Source organism: Paraburkholderia sp. J67, from assembly GCF_905220265.1.
In the GTDB taxonomy this organism is placed as follows: Bacteria; Pseudomonadota; Gammaproteobacteria; order Burkholderiales; family Burkholderiaceae; genus Paraburkholderia.
Map to the genome: position 1 here is coordinate 139,679 of NZ_CAJMZK010000014.1, position 22,482 is coordinate 162,160.

Here is a 22,482-nt window from a genome sequence, read left to right on the forward strand (position 1 = left end):
CACGGAGCGCCTCATGAAACCTGAATTTTCGGCATCACCCGACGAAGTGGCGGGTGTGCGTATTCCGCGCACCGCGCTTGCGATGCTTGCGGTGGAGAACGCCTGCGCGGCGCTCGATCCGGTTCTGGTGGGACACGCGCGCCGTGTGTTCGTGTTCGCGGCGCTGGCGGCTCGCCGCGAGCGACATGCCTACGATGCGGAAACGCTTTACGTCAGCGCGATGTACGCGAACATGGGCCTGAGCCCGGCCTACGCGCATTCGAGCCTGCGCTACGAGGTGGACAGCGCCGACGCGGCGCGTGCGCTGCTTGCCGGCGTCTCTTCCTGCTTGGCCGAGGACGTGTGGCGGGCCATCGCCCTGCATACTACGCCAGGCATTCCTGAGCATGTTTCGCCGCTTGCGCGCGTGTTGGCGCTGGCGGCGGGGACCGATCTCGTCGGGGCGAACTACGACGCGTACACATGCGCCGAGCGCGAGGCCATTCTTGCGGCTTATCCGCGCGAAGCCACGTTCAACGAAGACGTGATACGGGCGATAGGCCGGGGCGTCGCCCATCGACCGCAGACGACAAGCGGCACGTGGAGCGCGGACATTCTTGCCCGCCTCGATCCTGACTATTGCCGGCTGAATTTTTGCGGGCTCATACTCGGTTCGCGCTGGAGTCAGCCGGACAAGGCCTTTTTCGCCCACTCGCACTCAAGAAGGCGGAATTCATAGCGGCGCTTCGCGACGTGCCGCGCACGGCGTCAGGCCCGCTGCAATCGAGTCGAGCGATGCTCTAGGGCCCGCGCTCGCGGGCGGCCCAAAAGTGAAGTGTTCCGAAACATCTATCCGGGATACGGCGCGCACCTACCCCCGAGAATTCAGAATAATTTAGCCACGCATTGAGGCGCATGGCCCCGAGTGCTGTCAGTATGTAGGGTCGCGCGCCCGCCTGTTCAGGAACTGGGATTCTTCGCGAGCAGCAGCGCGCAAAGGATGCCGATGACCGCGCATGCCGCTGCGAGCCGGTAGTTGTCTGCAAGCGCCAGCGTGACGGCCTGGGTGCGCACGGCATGGTCGAGCAGCGCGAGACTGGTGGCGGGCGCCAGAGACGGATTGCTCGCGAGCCAGGCGCCGCCTGCCGAGGGCAGCGCGAGCAGCCGCTCGAGGGTGAGCGGATTGAATGCATCGACATGGGCGCCAAGCAATGCCGAGTTCGTCACTTCGAAAATGCGTTGCGTGAGTGCGAGCGAGGTCGTGCCCAACTGACCGCTGAAAAGGCGCGTCGTTTGAATGACCGCGCCGAATGTCAGGGCGTGCTCGGCGGTGAAATGTCTGCCGAGGAAATAGATGACCGAGGTGAGCACCGTGGTTTGTCCCAGCGCCTGTAGCAATTGCGAGGGAATGAAGTCCGCTTCGGCCCAGGCGCTGGTGATGCCGGTGCCGAGCGCGAAGGCGAGCGCCACGGCGGCGAAGCCGAACTTGATGAGCATGCGCGGGTCGACGCGCAGCAGCATGAACGCGATGGCGGGCGCGAAAAGCGCCTGAGGGATGGCGATCCAGCGCAGCGTGTCGCCAACCTGAAGCGGCCGCAAGCCGTGAACGCTGGCGAGAAAGACGGACGGAATGAAGCTCGTGTTCAGCACGCAGAAGCGGATGAGCCCGACCAGGATGATCAGAATCAGGATATTGGGTCGCAGAAACCAGGCGAGATGAATGGCAGGACGTGCGGACACGAGCTGGATGGCGATCGAACCGGCGAGGAGCACGGCGCCCGCGCCCATCATCCAGATGATGAAAGGCGACTGGAACCAGAACAGCCGCTCGCCCTGGTCGAGCGCGATCACGAGCGTCATGAAACCGCATGCGCCCAGCAGCAGCCCGGCGTAGTCGGGCGGCGCTTCGCGCGCGCGGGTGGGCTCGTCGCGCATCGCAATGAAAAGACAGAGCATGAACGGCAGGCACAGCAGCGCGTTTTGCCAGAAAAGCCAGTGCCAGCTCAGGTGCTCGCTGTACCAGCCTTCCAGCGTTGCCGAGATGTTGAGGGAGGTTTCGAGGTTCATCGCGTAGGCGGCAATGCCGAACGGAATCAGGCGCGCAGGCAGCGTGCGCACGATGAAGCTCACGGTGGTGGGCACGAATGCGCCCGACGACAGTCCGGCACAGGTTTGCAGCAGGATGAAAACGCGAAAATCGGTGGCGAGGGGCAGCAGGCATTCCACAACGAGGAACAGCGATGCGGCGACGAGGAGCACCCGGCGCACCCCGAAGACGAACGCGGCCCACACGGCAATGGGGCCCACGAACATCTGCGCAGCCGTGAACGCGGTGTTGATCCACGAGCCGTCGTCGAAGCTCACACCTAGCGCGCCGCGTATGTCGGCGAGGCCGAGCGAGGTGATGCGCGAGGTCAGCGTGGAAATCATCGCGCCGAGCAACACCGCGCCGATCGCCGCGTACGAACGCCAGGTCGGAATGGGCGCGGCCGGCACCGGCGCGGGTGTGGCCGGCGCGAGGCAGGCAGGAGAGGGCGCGGCGTTCTGCATTCGTGGGAGGATTCAATGAACAATAGTTGTCCGAAGTATATTACGATCGCTGACGACTGCCGGAAAGGGGCGCGAATTGAACTCTGTACCGCCGAACGATAGTGCGCTGACAAGAAGACATCTGTTCGTCATCGCGGGCTTCGCCGTCTTTGCGCTGCTCGTCGCGGTCGCGATCGTGTTGGCCTTTTCGGAAGGCAGCCACGGCACCGACGACGCCTATGTCACCGGGCACGTTCACCTGATCTCGCCGCGCGTGAACGGGACGGTCGAGCGCGTCGTCGTCGACGACAACCAGTTCGTGCATGCGGGGCAGGTGCTCGTCGAGCTGGACCCGCGCGACTTCGACGTGCGCGTGGCGCTCGAGCGCGCCCGCATTCTTCAGTCGCAGGCGGCGCAGCGCGGCGCAGAGGGCGCGATCGCCGAGGCGCAGGCCGCCATCGTCGCCGCCAAGGCCGACGAGCACAAGGCGGGGCTCGACTACGAGCGGGCGAAGGCGCTCGTTTCCGGAACGCCGCGCGCGCTTTCGCAGCAGGAATTCGATAACGCCAACGCCGCCTGGGTGGCCGCGCGCTCGCATGTCGATGCGGCCAACGCGCACCTCGTTGCCGCGCGCGCCGCGCTGTTCGCGGCGCAGGCCGAGGAGGCGCAAGGCACGGCGAATCTGCGTGACGCATCGTTGCAGCGCGAGTATGCGTCCGTGGTCTCTCCCGTGGACGGTTACGTGGGGCGCAAGACGGTGGAGTCCGGCCAGCGTGTGACGCCGGGCCAGCCTCTGCTCGCGGTCGTCGAGCCCGCGGTCTGGGTGGTCGCGAACTATCGTGAAACGCAGTTGAAGCACATCGCGGCCGGCGACGCCGCCACGGTGACGGTGGATGCCGAGCCCGGCGTCACGCTGCACGGCCGAGTGGACAGCCTCGCACCGGCAACGGGCGCGCAGTTCGCGCTGCTGCCGCCCGATAACGCCACCGGCAATTTCACGAAGGTCGTCCAACGCGTGCCGGTCAAGATCGTCTTCGATCAGCCTATGCCCGTGCGGCTCGCGCCGGGCCTGTCCGTCCACGCGACCATTGTGCCGGCGGAGCACGCGCGATGAACCGCGGCGCGAGCGCAATGGCGATGGCCGCCTTGCTGTGCGCGTGCACGGTTGAGCATCGAGTGGACCTGTCCGTGCCGCTCGCGCCGGGACCGTTCCGGCAGGCAGGCGCAAGCGTCGCCTCGACTGAGGTCGCGCCCCGTATGGGAAGCGCGTGGCCGGTCCTGTTCGGCGACCCGCAGATGGCGCATCTCATCGAGCTGGCGCTCGAACAGAACCTCGACATCCGCCAGGCGAATGCACGTATCGATCTGGCCCGGGCGGCGGTGACGGCGAGCCGGGCGGAACTCGCGCCACAGGTCAATGCGGGTGCGGAGTATTCGCGCAGCCGCGCGTCGGGCACGATCGACAATGCGTTGCCCAAACGCATGATGCGGACGTGGGCGGCCGCCGCCGACGTCACGTACACCGTGGATTGGACGGGCGCGCTGCGCGGCGAGGCAGCGGCGGCAGAGTCGAACGCCATTGCGACCGAGGCCGACGCAGAAGTGGCGAAGCTGCGTGTCGCCACGGAGGTCGCCGTGGATTACCTCACGCTGCACTACGTCGACGAAGACATTGCCGTGCTTGCGCGTTCCGTTGCATTGCGAGAGACGGCCGTGAAGCTCGTCGAGGCCCGCTCGCGAGTGGGCAACACGAGCGACCTCGACGTGTTGCGGGCGCGCACGGAGTGGCAGACGACGCGCGCCGAACTCGCCGAAAGCCAGCGCCTGCGCGCCAATCTTGTCGATGCGATGGCGGTGCTGCTCGGTCAATCGGCAGCGACGTTCGCACTGGTCAGTGCGGGCGCCGCCGCCGGCACGTTGCAGATGCCGCCAGTGCCGGTCGGCCTGCCCGCGGATGTGCTCGCGCAGCGCCCCGATATCTACGCCGCGGGACGTCGGCTCGATGCCGCGGCATGGAGCGTGGGCGTGGCGCGAACGGCATGGTTGCCGCAGTTGACGTTGACGGCCGACGGCGGCTTCGCGAGCCGCAGTCTCAGCGAGTTTCTCGATCGCAACAGTTCGCTGTGGGGGCTCGCCACCTCGCTCGCGTTGCCGCTTTTCGACGGCGGCCGGCGCGACGCCGCGCTCGCTTCGGCGCAGGCGCGTTACACGCTTGACGAGGCGGCGTATCGCGGTGTGGCCTACGACGCGCTACGCGAAGTGCAGGATGCGCTCAACGATATCGCCGCCGGGCGCGAGCGCATTGCCGAGTTCGACGCTGCCGCCGCGACCTCGAACCAGGTCGCGCAGCTATCGCGGCGACGCTATACGCTTGGCTACGTCGATTACTTTGAAGTGGTCGATTCGGATCGCGATGCCCTGTCGATCAAGCGCGACGCCATTCACGCGCGCCAGGCGCTGGCGGTGGCGACCGTCGGCCTCGTGCGCGCGCTGGGCGGCGGCTGGTCCGCGCCGCAATCCGCACAAACGGCGCGCGCCGCACTGGCGGCCAGCGGTGTTGCCGCGAGATAGCGGCGGCGCAAGCTGGCGTTGCGGCGCGCGCAACGAAAGTCCACGCCATACTGGCGCGACGCGCATCCATTCAGAACGTTTCAGTGCTGGTTAAGGTACGCCAGTGAGAAAGATGACACGATGAGCGCACACGATACAGGCCGCCAGACAAGACGCATATGATCGACGTAGACGATATCCGTACAAGCCTCAACTCAAGCGCGGACACCCGTACGGGCGCACCCGAATCCGAACCGCCGTTTTCGTCGCTGGAACATCGGCGGCATCAGATGTTTCCCTGCCTTTCCAGCGCGGAGATTGGCAGCGCAAGCCGTTTCGCTCGCCGCAAGGCGTTCGAGGCCGGAGCGCGGATCTTCGAAACCGGCAGCGTGGCCGAGGGCTTGCATATCCTGCTGAGCGGGCGCGTGCGAGTCGAATCGCGCGATGCGCAGGGACACACCACGCTCGTCACCGAGCACCACGACGGCCATTTCATGGGTGAGATGGTTCAACTCACCGGCAAACCGTCGCTCGTCGACGCGATCGCGCTAACCGACTGCGAGACGCTCGTGCTCAAGCCCGAGCAACTGCGCGCGCTCATCGTCGCGGACGCCCAGCTTGGCGAGCACATCATGCGGGCGCTGATCCTGAGGCGTCTCGGGCTCATCGAGCAGGGGCTCGGTCCTGTCATCGTGGGCTATGGCGACGATGCCCGACTCGTGCGGTTGCAGGGTTTTCTGCGGCGTAACGCCTATCCCGCCGCCGTGATCGACGCCCGAAACGATTCGGATGCCGTACGGTTTCTGGCCGGGCTCACTTCGACGCCTGAAGACTTTCCGCTGGTCTTTTGCCCCGACGGAACGGTCCTGCGCGCGCCGGATGAAGTGGAACTCGCCACGCGGCTTGGCCTCGTGCCGACGTTCTGTGCATCGCAGTGCTACGACATGGCGATTGTCGGCGCGGGGCCGGCGGGCCTGGCGGCCGCGGTTTATGCGGCATCGGAAGGGCTCTCGGTGGTGGTCTTCGATCGGCGCGCGCCGGGAGGTCAGGCGGGCGCGAGCGCACGCATCGAAAACTATCTGGGGTTTCCGACCGGTATCTCCGGGCAGGCACTCGCGGCGCGCGCGTTCCAGCAAGCGCTGAAGTTTGGTGTCCACGTCGCCATTCCCACTGCGGTCGAGGGCATCGAGCGTACGTCCGGCAGGTTTGCGCTAGCGCTTTCCGACCGGCAATCTGTGCGGGCGAAGGCGGTTGTGGTGGCGAGCGGCGCGGCGTACCGGCGGCCGGCCGTGCCAGGCTTCGAACACTTCGAAGGCCGAGGCCTGTACTACTGGGCGTCGCCCATCGAGGCGCGTCTCGTGCGGGGGCAGGACATCGTGCTGATTGGCGGCGGTAATTCGGCGGGGCAGGCGATCGTGTTTCTCGCCAACTTCGCGAGAAGCGTGCGCGTGCTGATTCGTCGGCCGAATCTCGACGCCACCATGTCGCGTTACTTGATCGACCGGATCGCCGCCTTGCAGAACGTTTCGATTTGCGCAGGCTGCTCGCTCGAGTCGCTTGAGACGAGCAGCGGAAGTCTTGAGCGTATTCAGATCCGGCATCAAGACGCCGGAGTCGAGAGCATCGAGACCCGGCATCTTTTTCTGTTCATCGGCGCCGACCCGAAAACCGACTGGCTGACCTCGACCGGCGTCCAGCGCGACGAACACGGATTCATCGTGACCGGGCCGTCCGGCGGGGGCGCGGACCCGGACTGTCTCCCGCTCGAAACGAACGTGCCCGGTCTCTTCGCTATCGGCGATGTGCGCTCGGGCGCGGCAAAACGCGTGGCGTCGGCGGTAGGCGATGGGGCGGCCGTGGTCGGGCAGATTCACGCGTGGCTTGGCCGATGTGCGGAGCAAAGCCACGCTTCCTGAAGGCGGCATCCCTGAGCGCTGCAATCGCAGCCTTTGCTCCCCGCGTCACCCGTTACGGTTCGAGCAGTCGTTGCAGGCGCAACTCCTCGAGATCGAGTTCGGACTCGATGCGATGCAGGACCGCGTCGTCGACCTTGCCGACGCGGTGCAGGTCTAGCAAAGTCGTGCGCGAGACACCGACGAGTTCGAGCTCGACGCGCAGGAAACGCGCGCGATCCTCGACCCGCTCGACGCCGGAGGTGTGCGCATCCTGGTTTGCGTTCACGCGGGTGCGGTATTCGGCACGCAGACGTTCGAGCGTGGTTCGTTCGATAGCGGACGCACGCTTGCCGATATCGTCGAGCGCAGCCAGCGACGCACCGAAGGTTTTCGCGCGCGCCTCGTGCTCGGACAAGGTACGGCGCGCGGCCGGGCGCAGTTTCAGCAGCCGGATCAGCGGCGCCAGACTGCCGCCTTGCACCACGAGCGTCGCGATGATGAGCAGAAAGGTGCTGAACACGATCAGGTCGCGGCCAGGGAAACTGGCCGGCAACGCAATCGCGGCCGCCAGACTCACGACGCCGCGCATGCCGGCCCATCCCAGCACGACGGCCTCCGCGAACGACCACGGCTGGCCGCCCGTGCGTCTCGCGCGCCACTGGCTCGGCAGCCAGACCGCGGCGAATACCCACACGAGGCGCGCAACGATGGCCGCCGCCGTCGCGGGCAATGCGACGCGCAATCCGGCCGCGAGCACGGCGCCTTCGTGATGCACGCCCGCGAGAATGCCATGCAGCGCGAGGCCGATCAGGATGAAGACGAGCGCATCGAGTACGAACACGATCGCTTCCCACGTCGCCTTGGCCTTGATGCGCATGTCCGCATCGAAGACGCGATGCTGCCGCACGCCCAGCACGAGACCGCAGGTCACCACCGAGAGCACGCCCGAGCCGTGCACGGCCTCGGCGATGCCGTAGCTCGCCCACGCCATGACGAAGGTCACGACGATGCCGAGCATCGGATCGCGCAGGCGCGGCAGCAGCCAGCACATGGCCTGGCCGCAAGCGATGCCGACTGCGACGCCGATCAACGTCAGCGCGAAGAATAGGCCCATTGCACTCGCGACGGTGATCGTGGCCGCGAGCGCGGCGGAGACCGCCATTTGATAAAGCAGCAGGCCCGATGCGTCGTTCACGAGGCTCTCGCCTTCGAGTACCGCGACGAGCCGACCGGGTAGCGGATGGCGCTGGAGGATCGCCTTCGCGGCGACCGCATCGGGCGGCGAGACGATCGCGCCGAGCGTGAAGCACGCGGCCCACGGCAAATCCGGATTGAAGGCGCGCACCGCGACGGCAACGGCGACGGTCGTGAACGTGACCGCACCGAGCACGAGCGAGGTAATGGTGGCGAGTTCCTCCCTGAATTCCTTCCATGCCGTAAAGAACGAACTCGACATCAGCAGCGGCGGCAGCACGGCCGCGAGCAGCAGGTCGGGATCCATCTCGGGAACGCGTTTGCCCGCGACGGCGATGACGCAGCCGCCCAGCAACAGCACAACGGCTGGCGGGATCGAGATGCGCTCGGCAAGCCAGGTGAGCGCGCCCGCGCCACAGATCAGCAACAGGAGGTAGTGAAAAAATTCGACGTTATTCATGGGCGGGCCGATCTGTTAAGCATCCGCAAATCCGTACACGGCGACGCGTCACGAGCCTGGTTGATCTTTTGGCGCGGCATTGGACACCTGGGCGCCCGGCAGCGAGCCGAACATATGCTGGCCGCATTTTGCGTCGCGCCATGCCGCGCGCGGTTTGTCGCCCGAGAGCATCCGGCGCGCGAGGGGAAGGATCTGTTCGCCGGCCAGCATGCCTAGCAGCCCCATCAACGCGATGATGGGAGGAGCGGGCGATTGCACGCCAATCGCGTAATAGACGACGCCGACCAGCACACCGGCGAGCAATGAAAGGATATAGGGTTTCATGATACGAATCTCGGTAATGACCGGCTTAAGACCGACTTAATGACAGGCTTGATCAAAAGCCTTTGCACGGCAATTTTCTCGAAAGGGTATCGGGTTTCTAGAAGCGGGAAAAGGCGCGTTCAGATTATTTAAGGGTAATTTTTCTTGAATTAGATTAATTCGATTTTTAAGTTGTCGAAATGGCGTTTTAGCGTGTCAAATAAGCGCAGCTGGCCGACGATCTCGCCAGTGCAATACACCCTGGTCACCTCCCGTTCATACCCGCGAGGCCTTGTCTGCCTCCCGGTTCAAAGGAAACCTGTGTCATGAGCAATCCTAAACTTGAAGTCCTCACCCCGCAGAACAGCCAGCTGATCATCATCGATCAACAACCGCAGATGGCTTTCGGCGTGCAGTCGATCGACCGTCAGGTGCTGAAGAATAACGTCGTGGCGCTGGCCAAGTCCGCCAAGGTGTTCAACGTGCCGACCACGATCACCACCGTCGAATCGGAAAGCTTCTCGGGCTATACGTATCCGGAATTGCTCGACGTGTTTCCGGACCACAAGCTGCTGGAGCGTACCTCCATGAACTCGTGGGACGACCAGAAGGTGCGTGACGCGCTCAAGGCGAACGGCCGCAAGAAGGTCGTCGTGGCCGGTCTGTGGACGGAAGTCTGCAATACGACGTTCGCGCTGTGCGCGATGCTCGAAGGCGACTACGAAATCTACATGGTGGCCGATGCCTCCGGCGGCACGTCGAAGGATGCGCACGACTACGCGATGCAACGCATGATCCAGGCCGGCGTCGTGCCCGTGACGTGGCAACAGGTCATGCTCGAATGGCAACGCGACTGGGCTCACCGCGAAACGTACGACGCGGTCATGGCGATTGCGAAGGAACATTCGGGCGCCTATGGCATGGGCGTCGACTACGCCTACACGATGGTTCACAAGGCCGCGCAACGCACGGCGCAGCCGCACGAACTGCTCGCGGCCGTACCGGCGAAGTAATCGCGTTCTTTGCGGCTGCCCGGGCTGGAGCGGCGCGTTCCGTGCGGGCACGCCGCTGCGGCAGACGCATGAGGGTGGGCGTTTTCAGCTTTTGTTGCAGCGGGTGTTCATTGGCACCGCGCGGAACAACGGGAAGCAACGAGCCGCAATTCAATCCTTCGAAGAGTTTGACCGTATGGAAACGTATCTCGTGTCGCTCGGTGCGGGCGCGCTTGCCGGCGTGATCTACAGCGCCATCAAGGTCCGCTCGCCGGCGCCGCCGCTGGTCGCCCTCGTCGGTTTGCTGGGCATGGTGATCGGCGTGCAGGTCATCCCCACCCTCAAACCGTTGTTCGGCTTTTAATCGCAGTACGTGAAGCGAGGATACGCACATGTGTGCAACCGCTACCCATCCCGATCTCATTTTGCATAACGGGCGATTCACTACGCTCGACCGTTCGAACCCGCTTGCCACAGCCGTGGCGATCGCCGATGGCCGCTTCGTGGCGGTGGGCAGCGATGCGGAAGTCATGCCGCTCGCGGGCAGCGCGACCCGGGTCGTCGATCTCGGCGGCCGGCCGGCGCTCCCTGGCTTGATCGACAACCACTTGCATCTGATTCGTGGCGGTCTCAACTACAACATGGAATTGCGCTGGGACGGCGTTCGCTCGCTCGCCGTCGCCATGGACATGCTCAAGCAGCAGGTGGCAATCACGCCCGCGCCGCAGTGGGTGCGCGTAGTGGGCGGCTTCACCGAACATCAGTTCGAAGAGAAGCGGCTGCCGACCATCGAAGAACTCAACGCTGTTGCGCCCGATACGCCGGTCTTCATCCTGCACCTGTACGATCGCGCGCTGCTCAACGCTGCGGCCTTGCGCGTCGTGGGCTATACCAAAGAAACGCCTGAGCCGCCGGGCGGCACCATCATGCGCGACGGCGCGGGCAATCCCACCGGGCTGTTGCTCGCGAATCCCAATGCGTCGATTCTCTATGCGACGCTCGCGAAAGGCCCGAAGCTGCCGTTCGAGTATCAATACAATTCGACGCGCCATTTCATGCGCGAACTCAATCGCCTTGGCGTCACCGGCGCTATCGACGCGGGCGGCGGTTCGCAGAATTACCCCGACGACTACGAAGTCATCCGCAAGCTCCACGAGTCCGGCGAGATGACGGTGCGTATCGCGTACAACCTCTTCACGCAGAAGCCCAACGCCGAAAAGGAAGACTTCCTGAACTGGACCAGTACGGTCAAGTATCACGATGGTTCGGACTACTTCCGGCATAACGGCGCGGGCGAGATGCTGGTGTTCTCGGCGGCCGACTTCGAGGACTTCCGCGTTGCGCGCCCGGAACTGCCGCCCGGCATGGAAGGCGAGCTGGAAGGCGTGGTGCGCGTGCTTGCGCAGAACCGCTGGCCGTGGCGCCTGCATGCCACCTACGACGAAACCATCAGCCGTGCGCTCGACGTGTTCGAGAAGGTCAATCAGGACATTCCGCTCGCGGGCCTCAACTGGTTTTTCGATCACGCGGAAACCGTTTCCGAGCGTTCGATGGACCGTATCGCGGCGTTGGGCGGCGGCATCGCCGTGCAGCATCGCATGGCTTACCAGGGCGAGTATTTCGTCGAGCGCTACGGCGCGCAGGCCGCGGAAGCCACGCCGCCCGTCGCGAAGATGCTCTCGAAGGGCATCAAGGTGTCGGCCGGCACCGACGCCACGCGCGTCGCGTCGTACAACCCGTGGGTGTCGCTCGCGTGGCTCGTGACCGGCAAGACGGTCGGCGGTCTGCGGATGTATCCGCAGCGCAATCTGCTCGACCGCGAAACGGCCTTGCGCATGTGGACCGAGTACGTCACCTGGTTCTCGAATGAAGAAGGCCGCAAAGGCCGCATTGCGGTCGGCCAACTCGCCGACCTGATGGTGCCGGACCGCGACTTCTTTGCGTGCGCCGAAGACGATATCGCTACCACGTCGGCCTTGCTTACGGTGGTCGGTGGCCGGATCGTCTGGGGCGCCGGCCCGTTCTCGCAATACGACACGCCCATTCCGCCCGCCATGCCGGACTGGTCGCCGGTGCGCCAGTACGGCGGCTACGGCGGGTGGGGCGCGACGCAGCGCGAGGGCTCGCCGCTTCAGCGCGCCGCCGCGGCCGCGCTGTGCGCCTGCGCGAATGCCTGCGACCTGCACGGTCACGGCCACGCAAGCGCATGGGGCAAGACGCTGCCCACCTCCGACGCCAGCGGCTTCTGGGGCGCGTTCGGCTGCTCCTGCTGGGCGGTCTGACATGATGGCGCTGAGCGGCAGTGGCAGTCGTCGAGGCAGCAGCAGCCCCGCATGGGTCCGCGCGCTGCTTTCGCAGGGGTGGGTCGCGCCGCTCATGCGCCTTGCGCTGGTGTCCGCGTATCTGATCGGCGGCGTCAACAAGGCGCTGCACTTCGACGGCGCTATCGCCGAGCAGGCGCATTTCGGCCTGCATCCGCCCGCGCTTTGGGCCGCGCTCGCAATCGTGGTCGAGATCGGCGGTTCGCTGTGCGTGGTGCTGCGCCGCTTCACCTGGCTCGGCGCGGGTGGTCTCGGCATGTTGACGGTGGTGGCGATGCTGGTCGCCAACGACTTTTGGAACCAGGCCGGCACCGCGCGCTTCATCGCACTCAACAGTTTTTTCGAGCATCTGGGACTGATCGCGGCGCTTGTGCTCGCGACCCTGCTCGCCGATACGCAGACCGCGTCCGGCAGCAGCCGGGCATGATCGATCGGCCAGATGAAACATCAAGGAAATCTCGTTATGAAAGCTCTTCGCCCTGTACTCGCTGCCCTGATGGTGGCGAGCAGTCTCCTCGCCGCACCCGTGTCGTTCGCGAAGCCGCCCGCAGCGCCGACGCTCGCGCCCTGGGTCGCGGTCGGTCCGCAGTACGACACGACCCACGTGTACGTCGCGCCGGAAGATTTCGACCGCTTCACCGACAGCTTCGTGGCGACCTTCGGCGGCAGCAAGTCGAAGCAGGGCGTGTTCCAGGTCACGCCGACGCCGAGCCAGACCATGTCGCAACTCGTCTTCACGCCGTCGGGCACGATCTCCGTGTTCGGCTTCAAGACGCCGATTCCCTGGCCGTTCGGCGCTGAGCGCACGGGCTACCTCGTGACCGACATGGACGCGGCGATGAAGTCGGCGCGCGCGCGCGGCGCGGATGTGATCGTCGATACGTTCCCCGATCCGATCGGTCGCGACGCAGTGGTGACGTGGCCGGGCGGTCTGAACATGCAGCTTTATTGGCACACCCAGGTACCGCACTACGACGCCCTCCAGACCGTGCCCGAGAATCGTGTGTATGTGTCGCCGCAAAGTCTGCACAAGCTGGTTCATGCCTATGTGAACTTCTCGCACGGCAAGGTGGTGTCCGACGATGCGCACGCACCGGGCGTCGAAATCGGCCGGCCGAACGACACGTATCGCCGTATCCGCATCGAATCGGGCTTCGGCAAGATGACCGTGCTCGTGACCGACGGCCATCTGCCTTACCCGTACGGCCGCGAAATGACGGGCTATGAAGTGCCGAATCTCGCTCAGACGCTGGAGAAGGCCAAGGCTGCGGGCGTGAGCGTGCTGGTGCCGCCTTTCACGTCGGATGGGCGCGACGCGGCGATCGTCCAGTTCCCGGGCGGCTATATCGCCGAGATCCACGCCAGCGCGGCGAAATGAAACACGAGGACACGATCCTCGCCGCCATTGCCGGCTTCGTCGACACGCTGAGCTTCGTCGCGCTGTTCGGGTTGTTCACCGCGCACGTCACCGGCAACTTCGTGCTGATTGGCGCGGGCGTGGCGGGCTATGGCCAGGGCGTCCTGCTCAAGCTGATCGTGTTTCCCGCATTCGTTGGCGGGGTCGTGCTCAGCAGCATGCTGGTGCGATCGCTCTCCGAGGCGCGCGCACGTCAGGGCGCGCGCCTGCTCCATGCGGTGCAGGCCGTGCTCATGCTCGGCTTTTGCCTCGCGGGCGTCTGGGCGTCGCCGGTCACGTCTCCCGACAGCCTGCCCGTCATCGCGGCGGGCGTGGTGGGGGCGTTCGCGATGGGCGTGCAGAACGCCCATCCGCGCCTGATCCAGCGGGCTGGCGTGCCCAATACCGTGATGACGGGCAACGTCACCCAGGCCATCCTGGACGTGATCGACATGCTGTCGGCGGGTACGGCCGAGAGCGAACGCGCGACGGCGCGCGCGCGTTTCGCAAAGATGATGCCGGCCATCGTCGCATTCGCGATCGGCGCGGCGGCCGGTGCACTGGGGCTGCGCCATCTGGGCTTCTGGGCGCTGCTCGCGCCAGCGTGCGCGCTTGCCGGGCTCGCGTTGCGCACCGGCGAACACGAGCGCACGGCCACGCCGGGGCATACGTGAAGCCAGGCGGCGAAGGGTGTCGCCGCGACTACGCCCGCCGCGTGAAGCGGTCGGGCACATCCAACCACTCGCCGGAAACGGCAGGCAAAACGGCAGGAAAATTCATGGTATCGAGCACGATGCGCGGGCGGCGCTTCGAAAAGGCCGCCGGTGTGACGGCCATCGCAGGGCTGTTGTTGACGGGCGTCGATGCCGTGTTCGCGCAGGCGGCTGCCCAAAGCGCGCCTGCCGCGGCGGCGGCATGCGACGTCAAACGACCCGTCGTGATGTTCAATCGCTGGCAGGAAGACTGGTCCGTGCTGGCCAATCCGTGTGTGCCGCGCGCGCCGCTCGACGGCCTCAAGTACATCCCGCTCGGCGGCGATCCCTCGTCGTATCTTTCGCTCGGCGCGAATCTGCGCGAGCGCATCGAAAGCAATAACGCGCCGCTGTTCGGCATCGGTTCCGCGCAATCGGATACTTATCTGATCCAGCGCGTCGAGGTGAATGCCGATGCGCATCTCGGCCAGCACTGGCAGTTCTTCGTGCAACTCGAAGACGCGCGTGCATTCGGCAAGAACTCGGTGACGACGGTGGACAAGAATCCGCTCGATCTCGAGCAGGCCTTCGTGACCTATACCGGCGCGCTTGGCGGCGGCACGGTCAAGGTTCGCGTCGGCCGCCAGGAGATGGCTTTCGACTTGCAGCGTTTCATCTCCGTGCGCGACGGCCCGAACGTGCGCCAGGCGTTCGACGCCGTCTGGGCCGACTACGAGTACCAGAAGTGGCGCTTCATCGCGTACGCGACGCAACCCGTGCAGTACCGCGACGCGACCACCTTCGACGACGTGTCGAACCGCGATCTCACCTTCAGCGGTGTGCGTTTCGAGCGTCAGTCGGTAGGTCCCGGCGATCTGTCCGGTTACTGGTCGCGGTATAACCGCACGAACGCGCGATTTCTCGATGCGAGCGGCCCCGAACGTCGAGACGTGTGGGACTTGCGCTATACCGGCACGCACGGCCGCTTCGACTGGGACGCCGAAGGCATGCTCCAGACGGGCACGGTCGGCAACAGCACGATCGGCGCGTGGGCGATCGGCTCGATCGCCGGCTACAAGCTCGACATGCCCTGGTCGCCGCGCATCGGCCTGCAAGTCGATGCGGCTTCGGGCGACCGGCATCCAGGCGATGGCCGGATCGGCACTTTCAACCCGCTGTTTCCTAACGGTTACTACTTCACGCTGGCTGGCTACACCGGCTATTCGAACCTGATCCACGTGAAGCCGTCCATCACGCTCAAGCCGAGCGCGAATCTCGCGTTGCTCGGCGCGCTGGGTTTCCAGTGGCGCGAGACGACCGGCGACGCCGTTTATCAACAGGGCAGTCAGGTCGTGCCCGGCACGGCGGGCAAGGGCAGTCTGTGGACCGGGATGTATGTGCAGTTGCGCGCGGACTGGACGATTGCGGCGAACCTCATCGGTTCCATCGAAGCCGTGCACTTCCAGGTGGGGAACACGATACGCCAGGCGGGCGGCCACAACGCCGATTACGCGGGTATCGAGCTTAAGTACGGCTGGTAGCTTTCGCAGACTGCTTCCGTAGGCATATCGAACACCCGACTTGCATCCGTGAAATTGTTCTGGTAATTTTTCATGAAAATTCACCAAGATAATTTCACGAATCAATTTCACGGATGCCGCGATGTTCGTCGAATCGACCCAGCATGTAGAGAGCTACTACGCCGCGACCCTGCCCGCCGCCGCGCCGGCACGTCCGGCGCTGGAAGGGGATTGCGACGCGGATGTCCTGATCGTCGGCGCGGGTTTTAGCGGGCTGCATACCGCGTTGCGTCTCGCGCTGGCGGGCAAGCGCGTCGCGCTCGTCGAAGCGAGCCGGGTGGCGTGGGCCGCGTCCGGGCGCAACGGCGGTCAGGCGCTGCTCGGCTGGTCGTGCGATATGGCGCCGCTGGAGCGCTCGCTCGGCGTCGAACGCGCCCGTGAACTCTGGGACAGCATGCGCTGGGCCGCGCGCGAGGTGCGCGAGTTGCCGGTGCGGCATGGTTTCGATATCGACTATCGGCCCGGCAGTCTCTGGAGCGCCGTGAAACGCAGCCGCGTCGCGCTGCTCGAAGAGGCGCGCGACGAGGCCGCGCAGAAGTGGGGCTACGACGTGCTGCGCGTGATCCCGCAGCAGGACATGCCGGACTGGATCGGCAGCCCGCGCTATCGCGCCGCGCTCTACGATCCCGAGGCCGGCCATCTGAATCCGCTCAAGCTCGCGCTCGGCATCGCCGGCGCCATCGAGCGCGCGGGCGGCCGCATCTTCGAGCAGACGCGCGTGCTGCAGTGGCGCGAGGCGCCGTCCGGTTTCATCGCGAACACAACCCACGGAACGATCCGCGCGGATACGCTCGTGCTCGCCTGCAACGCCTATATCGATCGGCTCGATCCCGATCTCGCGCGCCGCGTGCTGCCGGTCGGCACGTATCAGGTCGCGACCGCGCCGCTCGATCCGGCGCTCGCGCACTCGCTGCTGCCGCAAAATAGTTGCGTGATCGACAATCAGTTCGTGCCCGACTACTTCCGCCTGAGTCCCGATCACCGGCTGTTGTTCGGCGGCGCCTGCACCTATCTGGGCGGCATCCCGAAGGACATCCGCGCGGCCATCCGACCGAGTCTCGACCGCGCGTTCCCGCAACTGCGCGGCGTCGCGCTCGACTACGCGTGGGGCGGCCATATCGACATCAGCATCCGCCGCACGCCCGATGTGGGCCATGCGCGCGGCCGCTACTGGCTGCAAGGTTTCTCGGGCCACGGCGTGCTGCCGACCTTGGCCGCGGCGCGCGCGGTAACCGACGCGATCCTCGGCGATACGCGCTTGCTCTCGCACTACGAGGCCATCCATAATCCGCGTTTTCCGGGTGGCGATGCGCTGGCCGCGCCGCTCGAGGCGCTCGGCAAGCTCTGGTACCGCCTGCGCGACGTCGTTTGATGGAGTGGGAAGCGTATGGACAGGCAGGAAGAAATCGAAGGGCTCGCGATCCTGATTCGCGATCTGCGCAAGCACAAGAAGGTAACGCTCGCGGAACTGGCGCAGCGCATCGGGCGTTCGGTGGGGTTTCTCTCGCAGGTCGAGCGCGGCCTGTCGATGCCCACGGTCGCGGACCTCACCGCCATCGGCGAGGCGCTGCAGACGCCCACGACCTACTTCTACAGCGTGAGCAAGCCGCGCGCGCTGCCGTGGGTCACGCGCCCGGGCGAGCGGCGCACGCTCTACTACGGCGGCGGGATTACGGACGTGCTGGTGTCGCCGAGTATGTCATCGGGTTTTTCGATGCTCGAAAGTCTGCTGGAGCCCGGCGCGACGAGCGGCGAGCGCCCCGTAGACGATAGCGACGAGCAGGGCGGCTTCGTGCTGGAGGGCGAACTCACGATCTGGCTCGACAGCGATGGCGAAAAAGTCACGCTCAAGGCTGGCGACAGCTTCCAGTTGCCTTCGCGTTGCCGCTTCAGCTACGCCAATCTTTCCGGGCAGCCTGCGCGCGTGCTCTGGGTCTTCACCTGAGGGCGCGCCTGAGCGCCGATCGCTAGTTTCAGCACGCCTCAAAGGCGTGCGTGTTTTCTCGATGATCTGTACTCCATACTAAAAATCAACTCGCGGTAACAAGGAACCCGACGTGACTGCCATCGCCTCCGATCTGTTGAGCGAAGTACGCGCCTTTCGTGCGGCGCATCCCGACGTGGACTATGTCGACCTGATCTGCCTCGATCTGCCGGGTCACTTCTACGGCAAGCGTTACCCCATCGCCATGCTCGAAAAGGTGGCGGCGGGCGCGATGCTCAAGCTGCCGCAGAACACCATCCTGCTCGGCGCCCAGGGCGGCGTGTATCCGATCGGCGAATACTGCTTTCACGATGGCGACCCCGACGCCGCGCGCCGTCTGGTGCCGGGCACGCTCAAGCGGGTGCGCTGGGAGGCGCAGCCGCTCGCGCAGATGCTCATCACCTCGGACGGCACGAAGGCGCCGATCGCCTTCGAGCCGCGCGAAGTGCTCGCGCGCGTGCTGCAGCGTTTCGCGCGGCGCGGGCTCAAACCGGTAGTGGCGTTCGAGCTGGAGTTCTACCTGTTCGACGCGAAGCTGCGTGAGGGACTGCCGCAGCATGCGCGCGACGCACTGAGCGACGACGCTGACGATCAGCCGAACATGCATATCGAACGGCTTTCACGTTTCGCGCCCGTGCTGCATGAGATGGTCGAGGCGGCGCGCGAACAGGGTGTCGACGCAACGGTCATCACCGCCGAACTCGGTCCCGGTCAGTTCGAGATCAATTTCGGCCATTGCGACGACGCGCTGCGCGCGGCGGACTGGTCCGCGCTGTTCTGTCGCAGCACGCGCGGCGTCGCGCTGCGTCATGGTCACCGTGCGAGTTTCATGTCGAAGCCCTGGCTCGATGCGCCGGGCAGCGGCATGCACGTGCACGTCAGCCTCTACGACGAGGCGGGGCGTAATGTGCTGGCCGCGCACGAGCGGCGCGCGCTGCGCCATGCGGTGGCCGGTTGCCTCGAACTCCTGCCGCATTGCATGCCGATCTTCGCCGCCAATCACAACGCATTCCGCCGCTATGGCGCGATGGTCAACGCAGCGAGCCGGGCGAGCTGGGGCTTCGAAGATCGCGACGCCTGCATCCGCATTCCCGAGTCGGACGAGGCGAATCTACGCATCGAGCATCGCCTCGCGGGTGCCGACGCGAACCCCTATCTGGTGCTTGCGGCGATCCTCGCCGGGATCGAATTTGGTCTCGACGCGGGCCGCGAACCGATCGCGCCGCTCAACGAAAACCGCGCCAGCGGCATCGATTTTCCGGGCGATATGCTATCGGCAGTCGCGGCCATGCAGGGGCACGCGGGGGTGCGCGAGACGCTCGGCGAAGATTTTGTGATGGTCTATTGCGAAAATAAACGGCAAGATCATCTCGAATTTATGCAGGCGATTGCTGCACGAGAATATCGGTGGTTTTTGTAAAAATACGCGAAATAGTCACTAAATAGACGAGAAAATCGCCTTGCATGAATCGTTCCCGGTGCCGGAAAGCGTCTGTAAGCCCCGTGTGCTTTACGTTTCGATATGCAACGCGATTTGCCTGTTTTGCCCGCGTGAGGTAGGGTATGCAGGTTTTCTCAACTCAACACAGGTAGCAGATGAACAAACAGGAACTCATTGACGCAGTCGCCGCAAGCACGGGCGAGACCAAGGCAGCCACGGGCGCGGCAATCGACGCGATCCTCGAAGTGGTCACCAAGGCGGTCACGTCGGGCGATTCCGTGCAGCTCGTCGGCTTCGGTTCGTTCTCGACCGGCCAGCGCGCAGCACGCGTCGGCCGCAACCCGGCAACGGGCGCGGAAATCCAGATCGCTGCGGCGAAGACGGTCAAGTTCACGGCCGGCAAGGCCTTCAAGGACGCCGTCAACGCATCGTGATGCTCGTAGCCGCTGCGCGGGTCAGCGCGTGACAGGGGCGGTTTGACGCCGCCCCGGTACGCGTTCCCGCGCTCGCCATCGCGCGGCCAACGGCTGCGCGTGAGCGGCGGCAGGGTGTATCACAAGCCGGGAGCGAAGCGCATTGCGCCTCGCTCCCGGTTGTCGTTTACGACGAAAAATATCGGGTATCCGAAGCAATCCGCATGGGAAGAAGCGCCAACCGGGCAGTCCGCGAACGGCGAAACGCTACCCGATTGGATCCGTAGTCAATACGCTTAAAGCTCGCCGCTACGTGGCGTAGCCCGCAGACCCGCCGACTCCGCACCGTTGCGCGCGAGTTCGTTGCGACGCCGCTTGGCCTCGTACATGGCCGCGTCGGCGGCACGCAGCATTGCTTCCACGCTTTCGCCTTCCTCGCAGCTTTCCCAGCCCAGCGAAAAGCTCAAACGCGGTCCACCGTAGAACTGGTTGTTCAGTTCGACCAGCTTGCCGATGCTATCCGCGACGATTTCCGCATCGCGCGCGTCGGCGCCGGGCATCAGCACCACGAATTCGTCGCCGCCGATGCGCGCGGCATGATACGGCTTCTGAATGGCCTTGGACAGCACTTCGCCCGCCCGGCGCAGCAGCGCGTCGCCAGCGGCGTGGCCCAGCTGGTCATTCACGGCCTTGAGATTGTCCATGTCCACCACGATCGCACTGACCGGGAACGGCCCCTTGCGCTGCAGACGGTTCATCTCGTCGACATAGAACGAGCGATTCTTGAGCTTGGTGAGAACGTCGTGCTTGCCGAGGAATTCGAGGTAGGCCTCGGCTTTCTTGCGCGCCGTGATGTCGGTGAGCGCGAGCAGCACGAGATCCCATTGCTCCTCGTGGCCAGGAAAGACCGAGAACTGCAAATGCACGTTCAGCTCGCTGCCGTCGAGCGCATAGTTCACCACCTCGCGCTGCTGGAACAAACGGCCTTCCCACAGGTCGAGTAACTGCTCGCGAAAGTGCGGGCGCATTTCGTCGCGAAAGACCTGGGGCAGACGCGACAGCAAGGTCGCCTTGTCGGGGGCGCGGTACATGCCGAGCGTGTAGTGATTCACGTCGATCACCTGGATCTCGCTCATGCAGCGCTCGACGAATTCGGGGTGCACGTCGGTGAAGGTGCGGAAATCGACGATGCCCTGCATGCGTGCGTCTTCGAGCAACTGACGGATCGCCGAAAAATTTTCCACCCAGAGTGACACGGGCGCGTGCTCAAAAATGCCGAGCGCGTATTGCTCGCTCGCCGCCGCGCGATGGCGCGCCTCGTCGAGCGCGGAGACGTCCTCGATCGAAACGAGCACGCGGCTCCAGTCGTTTTCATGGCCGGGCAGGATCACGCCGCGCAAGAGGATATCCATGCGACGCCCGCCTAACGTGTAATTCACGCTCTTGCTCTCGAACGTGCTGCTGCCTTGCCACATCTGTTCGAGTTCGCCCACGTGCGCCTGGAACATGTCGTCGCGCAGGACTTCCGCGAGATGCGCGGTGAGTTCCTCCTGGCTGCGCGCGCCGTAGAGGGCGAGCGTGTGGCGGTTGACCTTCAGCACACGGATGCACGCCGAACATTCGGCCACGCGGCGCGGGTCTTCTTCGAGCCACGCGCGCAGGTTCGTGACGCCGGCTTCGCGCCAGCTCTCGAACAGCGCGCGTAGCTGGCTATAGTCCTCGAGCCACAGCGAAGTGGGGGTGACGTCGAAGAAGTCGAGCAGATCGACGCCCATACTGGCAAAGCTGGCGGCGGTGGCCGGAGTGCCTTGTTGCATGTTGGGGGCAAAGAGAGAGGTTGAGGCGCGACGCGGACCGCGCGGCGCGAACTCCTTGCATCCTACCCGAATACCGGGCGCATGAAACTGCGTTCATAACTCACGATGCAGCGCGTGTCGTTTGCGTACTGAAAGGCGGCCTGGCAGGCGGCGTCGTGTTGCGATTGCTCGCGATAGGTTTCGTAGGCGGCCAGACTCGGAAAGGAAAACAAGGCGAGCGCGATATTGTTCGCCCCTTCGCTGGGCAGAAAATAACCGTGATGCTGGCCGCCGAATTGCTCGACGAGAGGAATCCACATCTTGGCGTACGCCTCGAATTCAGCGAGGCGATAAGGGTCGATGACGTAGCGTAGCGTGCAGGTGATCATGGATAGGCGCGTGCGATTGCTCAAGAGTGTTGATTCTAGTGCAGCGGCGGCCACGAAGCCGCCGCTATTTCTGCGCCTTTACGCCCTTATCGGGCCGCCTCGATCAGTTCGAAACCTTCATCGAGCCAGCCCGTGATGCCCCCCGTCATGATCTTGACCGGACGCCCGAGCCGCGCGAGCCGGATCGCACCGCGCGTCGCACCATTGCAGTGCGGTCCCGCGCAATAGGTGACGAAGAGCGTGTCGGCCGGATAGTCCGCGAGCTTCGATTCGACGATCTTGCCGTGCGGCAGATTGACGGCCCCGGGCACGTGGCCGCGCGCGAAGAGCGCCGGGCCGCGCACGTCGAGCAGTACGAAGTCCGGCGGCGTGTTACTGGCGGCGAGCGCCGCGTGCACGTCGGCGCAATCGGTTTCGTAGGCGAGCGAGGCGCTGAAATGGGCGAGCGCCTCGGTGCTCGGCGCGGCGGGGACGTCGGATACGAATGACATGCCAGTTTCCTCGTTGGGGTGTCGATAGCGATCATTCTCGCGTTGGCGCGCTCGCGGCGACAGTGGCGCGATTGCCA

Annotated in this window: 21 protein-coding genes; 15 read left to right on the forward strand and 6 right to left on the reverse strand. The window is 65.1% G+C overall.

Annotated features, from left to right (window positions below):
- Window positions 1-13: 13 nt before the first annotated feature.
- Window positions 14-718 carry a phosphohydrolase gene (locus U5782_RS24070; RefSeq protein WP_322046386.1) on the forward strand — a complete coding sequence of 235 codons (705 nt, stop codon included), beginning with the start codon at window positions 14-16 and terminating at the stop codon, window positions 716-718.
- 221 nt (window positions 719-939) lie between these two features.
- Here U5782_RS24070 and U5782_RS24075 read toward each other — a convergent pair whose 3' ends face one another.
- A complete protein-coding gene (locus tag U5782_RS24075) occupies window positions 940-2,529 on the reverse strand; it encodes an MFS transporter (RefSeq protein ID WP_322046387.1) in 1,590 nt (529 codons plus the stop codon).
- A 76-nt stretch (window positions 2,530-2,605) separates the two neighbouring features.
- On the opposite strand from U5782_RS24075, the gene U5782_RS24080 reads away from it, so the two are divergent.
- The 3 genes from U5782_RS24080 (at window position 2,606) to U5782_RS24090 (ending at window position 6,974) form a co-directional block, all read left to right on the forward strand.
- Window positions 2,606-3,622, forward strand: coding sequence for an HlyD family secretion protein (locus U5782_RS24080; RefSeq protein ID WP_322046388.1), 1,017 nt, complete (start codon window positions 2,606-2,608; stop codon window positions 3,620-3,622).
- Window positions 3,619-5,079, forward strand: coding sequence for an efflux transporter outer membrane subunit (locus U5782_RS24085; protein WP_322046389.1), 1,461 nt, complete (start codon window positions 3,619-3,621; stop codon window positions 5,077-5,079). The genes U5782_RS24080 and U5782_RS24085 overlap by 4 nt, the downstream gene beginning before the upstream one ends.
- Window positions 5,080-5,237: 158 nt before the next feature.
- Entirely contained in the window at window positions 5,238-6,974 is a 1,737-nt protein-coding gene (locus U5782_RS24090) for an FAD-dependent oxidoreductase (RefSeq protein ID WP_322046390.1), read from the forward strand.
- A 52-nt stretch (window positions 6,975-7,026) separates the two neighbouring features.
- Here U5782_RS24090 and U5782_RS24095 read toward each other — a convergent pair whose 3' ends face one another.
- On the reverse strand, window positions 7,027-8,607 hold the full coding sequence (locus tag U5782_RS24095; protein WP_322046391.1) for a sodium:proton antiporter: 1,581 nt from the start codon (window positions 8,605-8,607) through the stop codon (window positions 7,027-7,029).
- A gap of 48 nt (window positions 8,608-8,655) precedes the next feature.
- The gene (locus U5782_RS24100) at window positions 8,656-8,931 is read right to left on the reverse strand and encodes a XapX domain-containing protein (RefSeq protein WP_322046392.1); all 276 of its coding nucleotides are present in this window, start codon (window positions 8,929-8,931) and stop codon (window positions 8,656-8,658) included.
- A gap of 305 nt (window positions 8,932-9,236) precedes the next feature.
- Here U5782_RS24100 and U5782_RS24105 point away from each other — a divergent pair, with 305 nt between their 5' ends.
- The 11 genes from U5782_RS24105 to U5782_RS24155 all read left to right on the forward strand — a co-directional run bounded on the left by U5782_RS24105 (window position 9,237) and on the right by U5782_RS24155 (window position 19,750).
- The gene (locus U5782_RS24105) at window positions 9,237-9,923 is read left to right on the forward strand and encodes a hydrolase (RefSeq protein ID WP_322046393.1); all 687 of its coding nucleotides are present in this window, start codon (window positions 9,237-9,239) and stop codon (window positions 9,921-9,923) included.
- A 175-nt stretch (window positions 9,924-10,098) separates the two neighbouring features.
- Entirely contained in the window at window positions 10,099-10,266 is a 168-nt protein-coding gene (locus U5782_RS24110; protein ID WP_322046394.1) for a DUF1427 family protein, read from the forward strand.
- A gap of 28 nt (window positions 10,267-10,294) precedes the next feature.
- The gene (locus U5782_RS24115; RefSeq protein ID WP_322046395.1) at window positions 10,295-12,184 is read left to right on the forward strand and encodes an amidohydrolase; all 1,890 of its coding nucleotides are present in this window, start codon (window positions 10,295-10,297) and stop codon (window positions 12,182-12,184) included.
- 1 nt (window position 12,185) lies between these two features.
- The gene (locus U5782_RS24120; protein WP_322046396.1) at window positions 12,186-12,650 is read left to right on the forward strand and encodes a DoxX family protein; all 465 of its coding nucleotides are present in this window, start codon (window positions 12,186-12,188) and stop codon (window positions 12,648-12,650) included.
- Window positions 12,651-12,686: 36 nt separating this feature from the next.
- Entirely contained in the window at window positions 12,687-13,601 is a 915-nt protein-coding gene (locus U5782_RS24125; protein WP_322046397.1) for a glyoxalase, read from the forward strand.
- A complete protein-coding gene (locus tag U5782_RS24130) occupies window positions 13,598-14,293 on the forward strand; it encodes a YoaK family protein (RefSeq protein WP_322046398.1) in 696 nt (231 codons plus the stop codon). Before U5782_RS24125 ends, U5782_RS24130 begins: the two co-directional genes overlap by 4 nt.
- Before the next feature lie 104 nt (window positions 14,294-14,397).
- On the forward strand, window positions 14,398-15,852 hold the full coding sequence (locus U5782_RS24135) for an alginate export family protein (RefSeq protein WP_322046399.1): 1,455 nt from the start codon (window positions 14,398-14,400) through the stop codon (window positions 15,850-15,852).
- Window positions 15,853-15,973: 121 nt separating this feature from the next.
- Entirely contained in the window at window positions 15,974-17,263 is a 1,290-nt protein-coding gene (locus tag U5782_RS24140; RefSeq protein ID WP_322046400.1) for an FAD-binding oxidoreductase, read from the forward strand.
- Between the two features lie 15 nt (window positions 17,264-17,278).
- Window positions 17,279-17,836: an XRE family transcriptional regulator gene (locus U5782_RS24145; RefSeq protein WP_322046401.1), complete on the forward strand. Its 558-nt coding sequence runs from the start codon at window positions 17,279-17,281 to the stop codon at window positions 17,834-17,836.
- 112 nt (window positions 17,837-17,948) lie between these two features.
- Window positions 17,949-19,295 (forward strand): glutamine synthetase family protein, encoded by a 1,347-nt coding sequence (locus tag U5782_RS24150; RefSeq protein ID WP_322046402.1) that lies wholly within the window; start codon window positions 17,949-17,951, stop codon window positions 19,293-19,295.
- A gap of 176 nt (window positions 19,296-19,471) precedes the next feature.
- Entirely contained in the window at window positions 19,472-19,750 is a 279-nt protein-coding gene (locus tag U5782_RS24155; RefSeq protein WP_027818693.1) for an HU family DNA-binding protein, read from the forward strand.
- A 275-nt stretch (window positions 19,751-20,025) separates the two neighbouring features.
- Here the strand turns inward: U5782_RS24155 and U5782_RS24160 are convergent, their stop codons facing one another.
- The 3 genes from U5782_RS24160 to U5782_RS24170 all read right to left on the reverse strand — a co-directional run bounded on the left by U5782_RS24160 (window position 20,026) and on the right by U5782_RS24170 (window position 22,405).
- On the reverse strand, window positions 20,026-21,546 hold the full coding sequence (locus U5782_RS24160; RefSeq protein WP_415914399.1) for a diguanylate cyclase domain-containing protein: 1,521 nt from the start codon (window positions 21,544-21,546) through the stop codon (window positions 20,026-20,028).
- A gap of 62 nt (window positions 21,547-21,608) precedes the next feature.
- The gene (locus tag U5782_RS24165; RefSeq protein ID WP_322046403.1) at window positions 21,609-21,914 is read right to left on the reverse strand and encodes an NIPSNAP family protein; all 306 of its coding nucleotides are present in this window, start codon (window positions 21,912-21,914) and stop codon (window positions 21,609-21,611) included.
- An 86-nt stretch (window positions 21,915-22,000) separates the two neighbouring features.
- Window positions 22,001-22,405 carry a rhodanese-like domain-containing protein gene (locus tag U5782_RS24170; protein WP_322046404.1) on the reverse strand — a complete coding sequence of 135 codons (405 nt, stop codon included), beginning with the start codon at window positions 22,403-22,405 and terminating at the stop codon, window positions 22,001-22,003.
- Window positions 22,406-22,482 lie beyond the last annotated feature (77 nt).

Coding starts and splice junctions, on each gene's coding strand:
- U5782_RS24070 (WP_322046386.1), top strand. CDS start 14: ATGAAACCTGAATTTTCGGCATCACCCGACGAAGTGGCGGGTGTGCGT.
- U5782_RS24075 (WP_322046387.1), bottom strand. CDS start 2,529: ATGCAGAACGCCGCGCCCTCTCCTGCCTGCCTCGCGCCGGCCACACCC.
- U5782_RS24085 (WP_322046389.1), top strand. CDS start 3,619: ATGAACCGCGGCGCGAGCGCAATGGCGATGGCCGCCTTGCTGTGCGCG.
- U5782_RS24090 (WP_322046390.1), top strand. CDS start 5,238: ATGATCGACGTAGACGATATCCGTACAAGCCTCAACTCAAGCGCGGAC.
- U5782_RS24095 (WP_322046391.1), bottom strand. CDS start 8,607: ATGAATAACGTCGAATTTTTTCACTACCTCCTGTTGCTGATCTGTGGC.
- U5782_RS24100 (WP_322046392.1), bottom strand. CDS start 8,931: ATGAAACCCTATATCCTTTCATTGCTCGCCGGTGTGCTGGTCGGCGTC.
- U5782_RS24105 (WP_322046393.1), top strand. CDS start 9,237: ATGAGCAATCCTAAACTTGAAGTCCTCACCCCGCAGAACAGCCAGCTG.
- U5782_RS24110 (WP_322046394.1), top strand. CDS start 10,099: ATGGAAACGTATCTCGTGTCGCTCGGTGCGGGCGCGCTTGCCGGCGTG.
- U5782_RS24115 (WP_322046395.1), top strand. CDS start 10,295: ATGTGTGCAACCGCTACCCATCCCGATCTCATTTTGCATAACGGGCGA.
- U5782_RS24120 (WP_322046396.1), top strand. CDS start 12,186: ATGATGGCGCTGAGCGGCAGTGGCAGTCGTCGAGGCAGCAGCAGCCCC.
- U5782_RS24125 (WP_322046397.1), top strand. CDS start 12,687: ATGAAAGCTCTTCGCCCTGTACTCGCTGCCCTGATGGTGGCGAGCAGT.
- U5782_RS24130 (WP_322046398.1), top strand. CDS start 13,598: ATGAAACACGAGGACACGATCCTCGCCGCCATTGCCGGCTTCGTCGAC.
- U5782_RS24135 (WP_322046399.1), top strand. CDS start 14,398: ATGGTATCGAGCACGATGCGCGGGCGGCGCTTCGAAAAGGCCGCCGGT.
- U5782_RS24140 (WP_322046400.1), top strand. CDS start 15,974: ATGTTCGTCGAATCGACCCAGCATGTAGAGAGCTACTACGCCGCGACC.
- U5782_RS24145 (WP_322046401.1), top strand. CDS start 17,279: ATGGACAGGCAGGAAGAAATCGAAGGGCTCGCGATCCTGATTCGCGAT.
- U5782_RS24155 (WP_027818693.1), top strand. CDS start 19,472: ATGAACAAACAGGAACTCATTGACGCAGTCGCCGCAAGCACGGGCGAG.
- U5782_RS24160 (WP_415914399.1), bottom strand. CDS start 21,546: ATGCAACAAGGCACTCCGGCCACCGCCGCCAGCTTTGCCAGTATGGGC.
- U5782_RS24165 (WP_322046403.1), bottom strand. CDS start 21,914: ATGATCACCTGCACGCTACGCTACGTCATCGACCCTTATCGCCTCGCT.
- U5782_RS24170 (WP_322046404.1), bottom strand. CDS start 22,405: ATGTCATTCGTATCCGACGTCCCCGCCGCGCCGAGCACCGAGGCGCTC.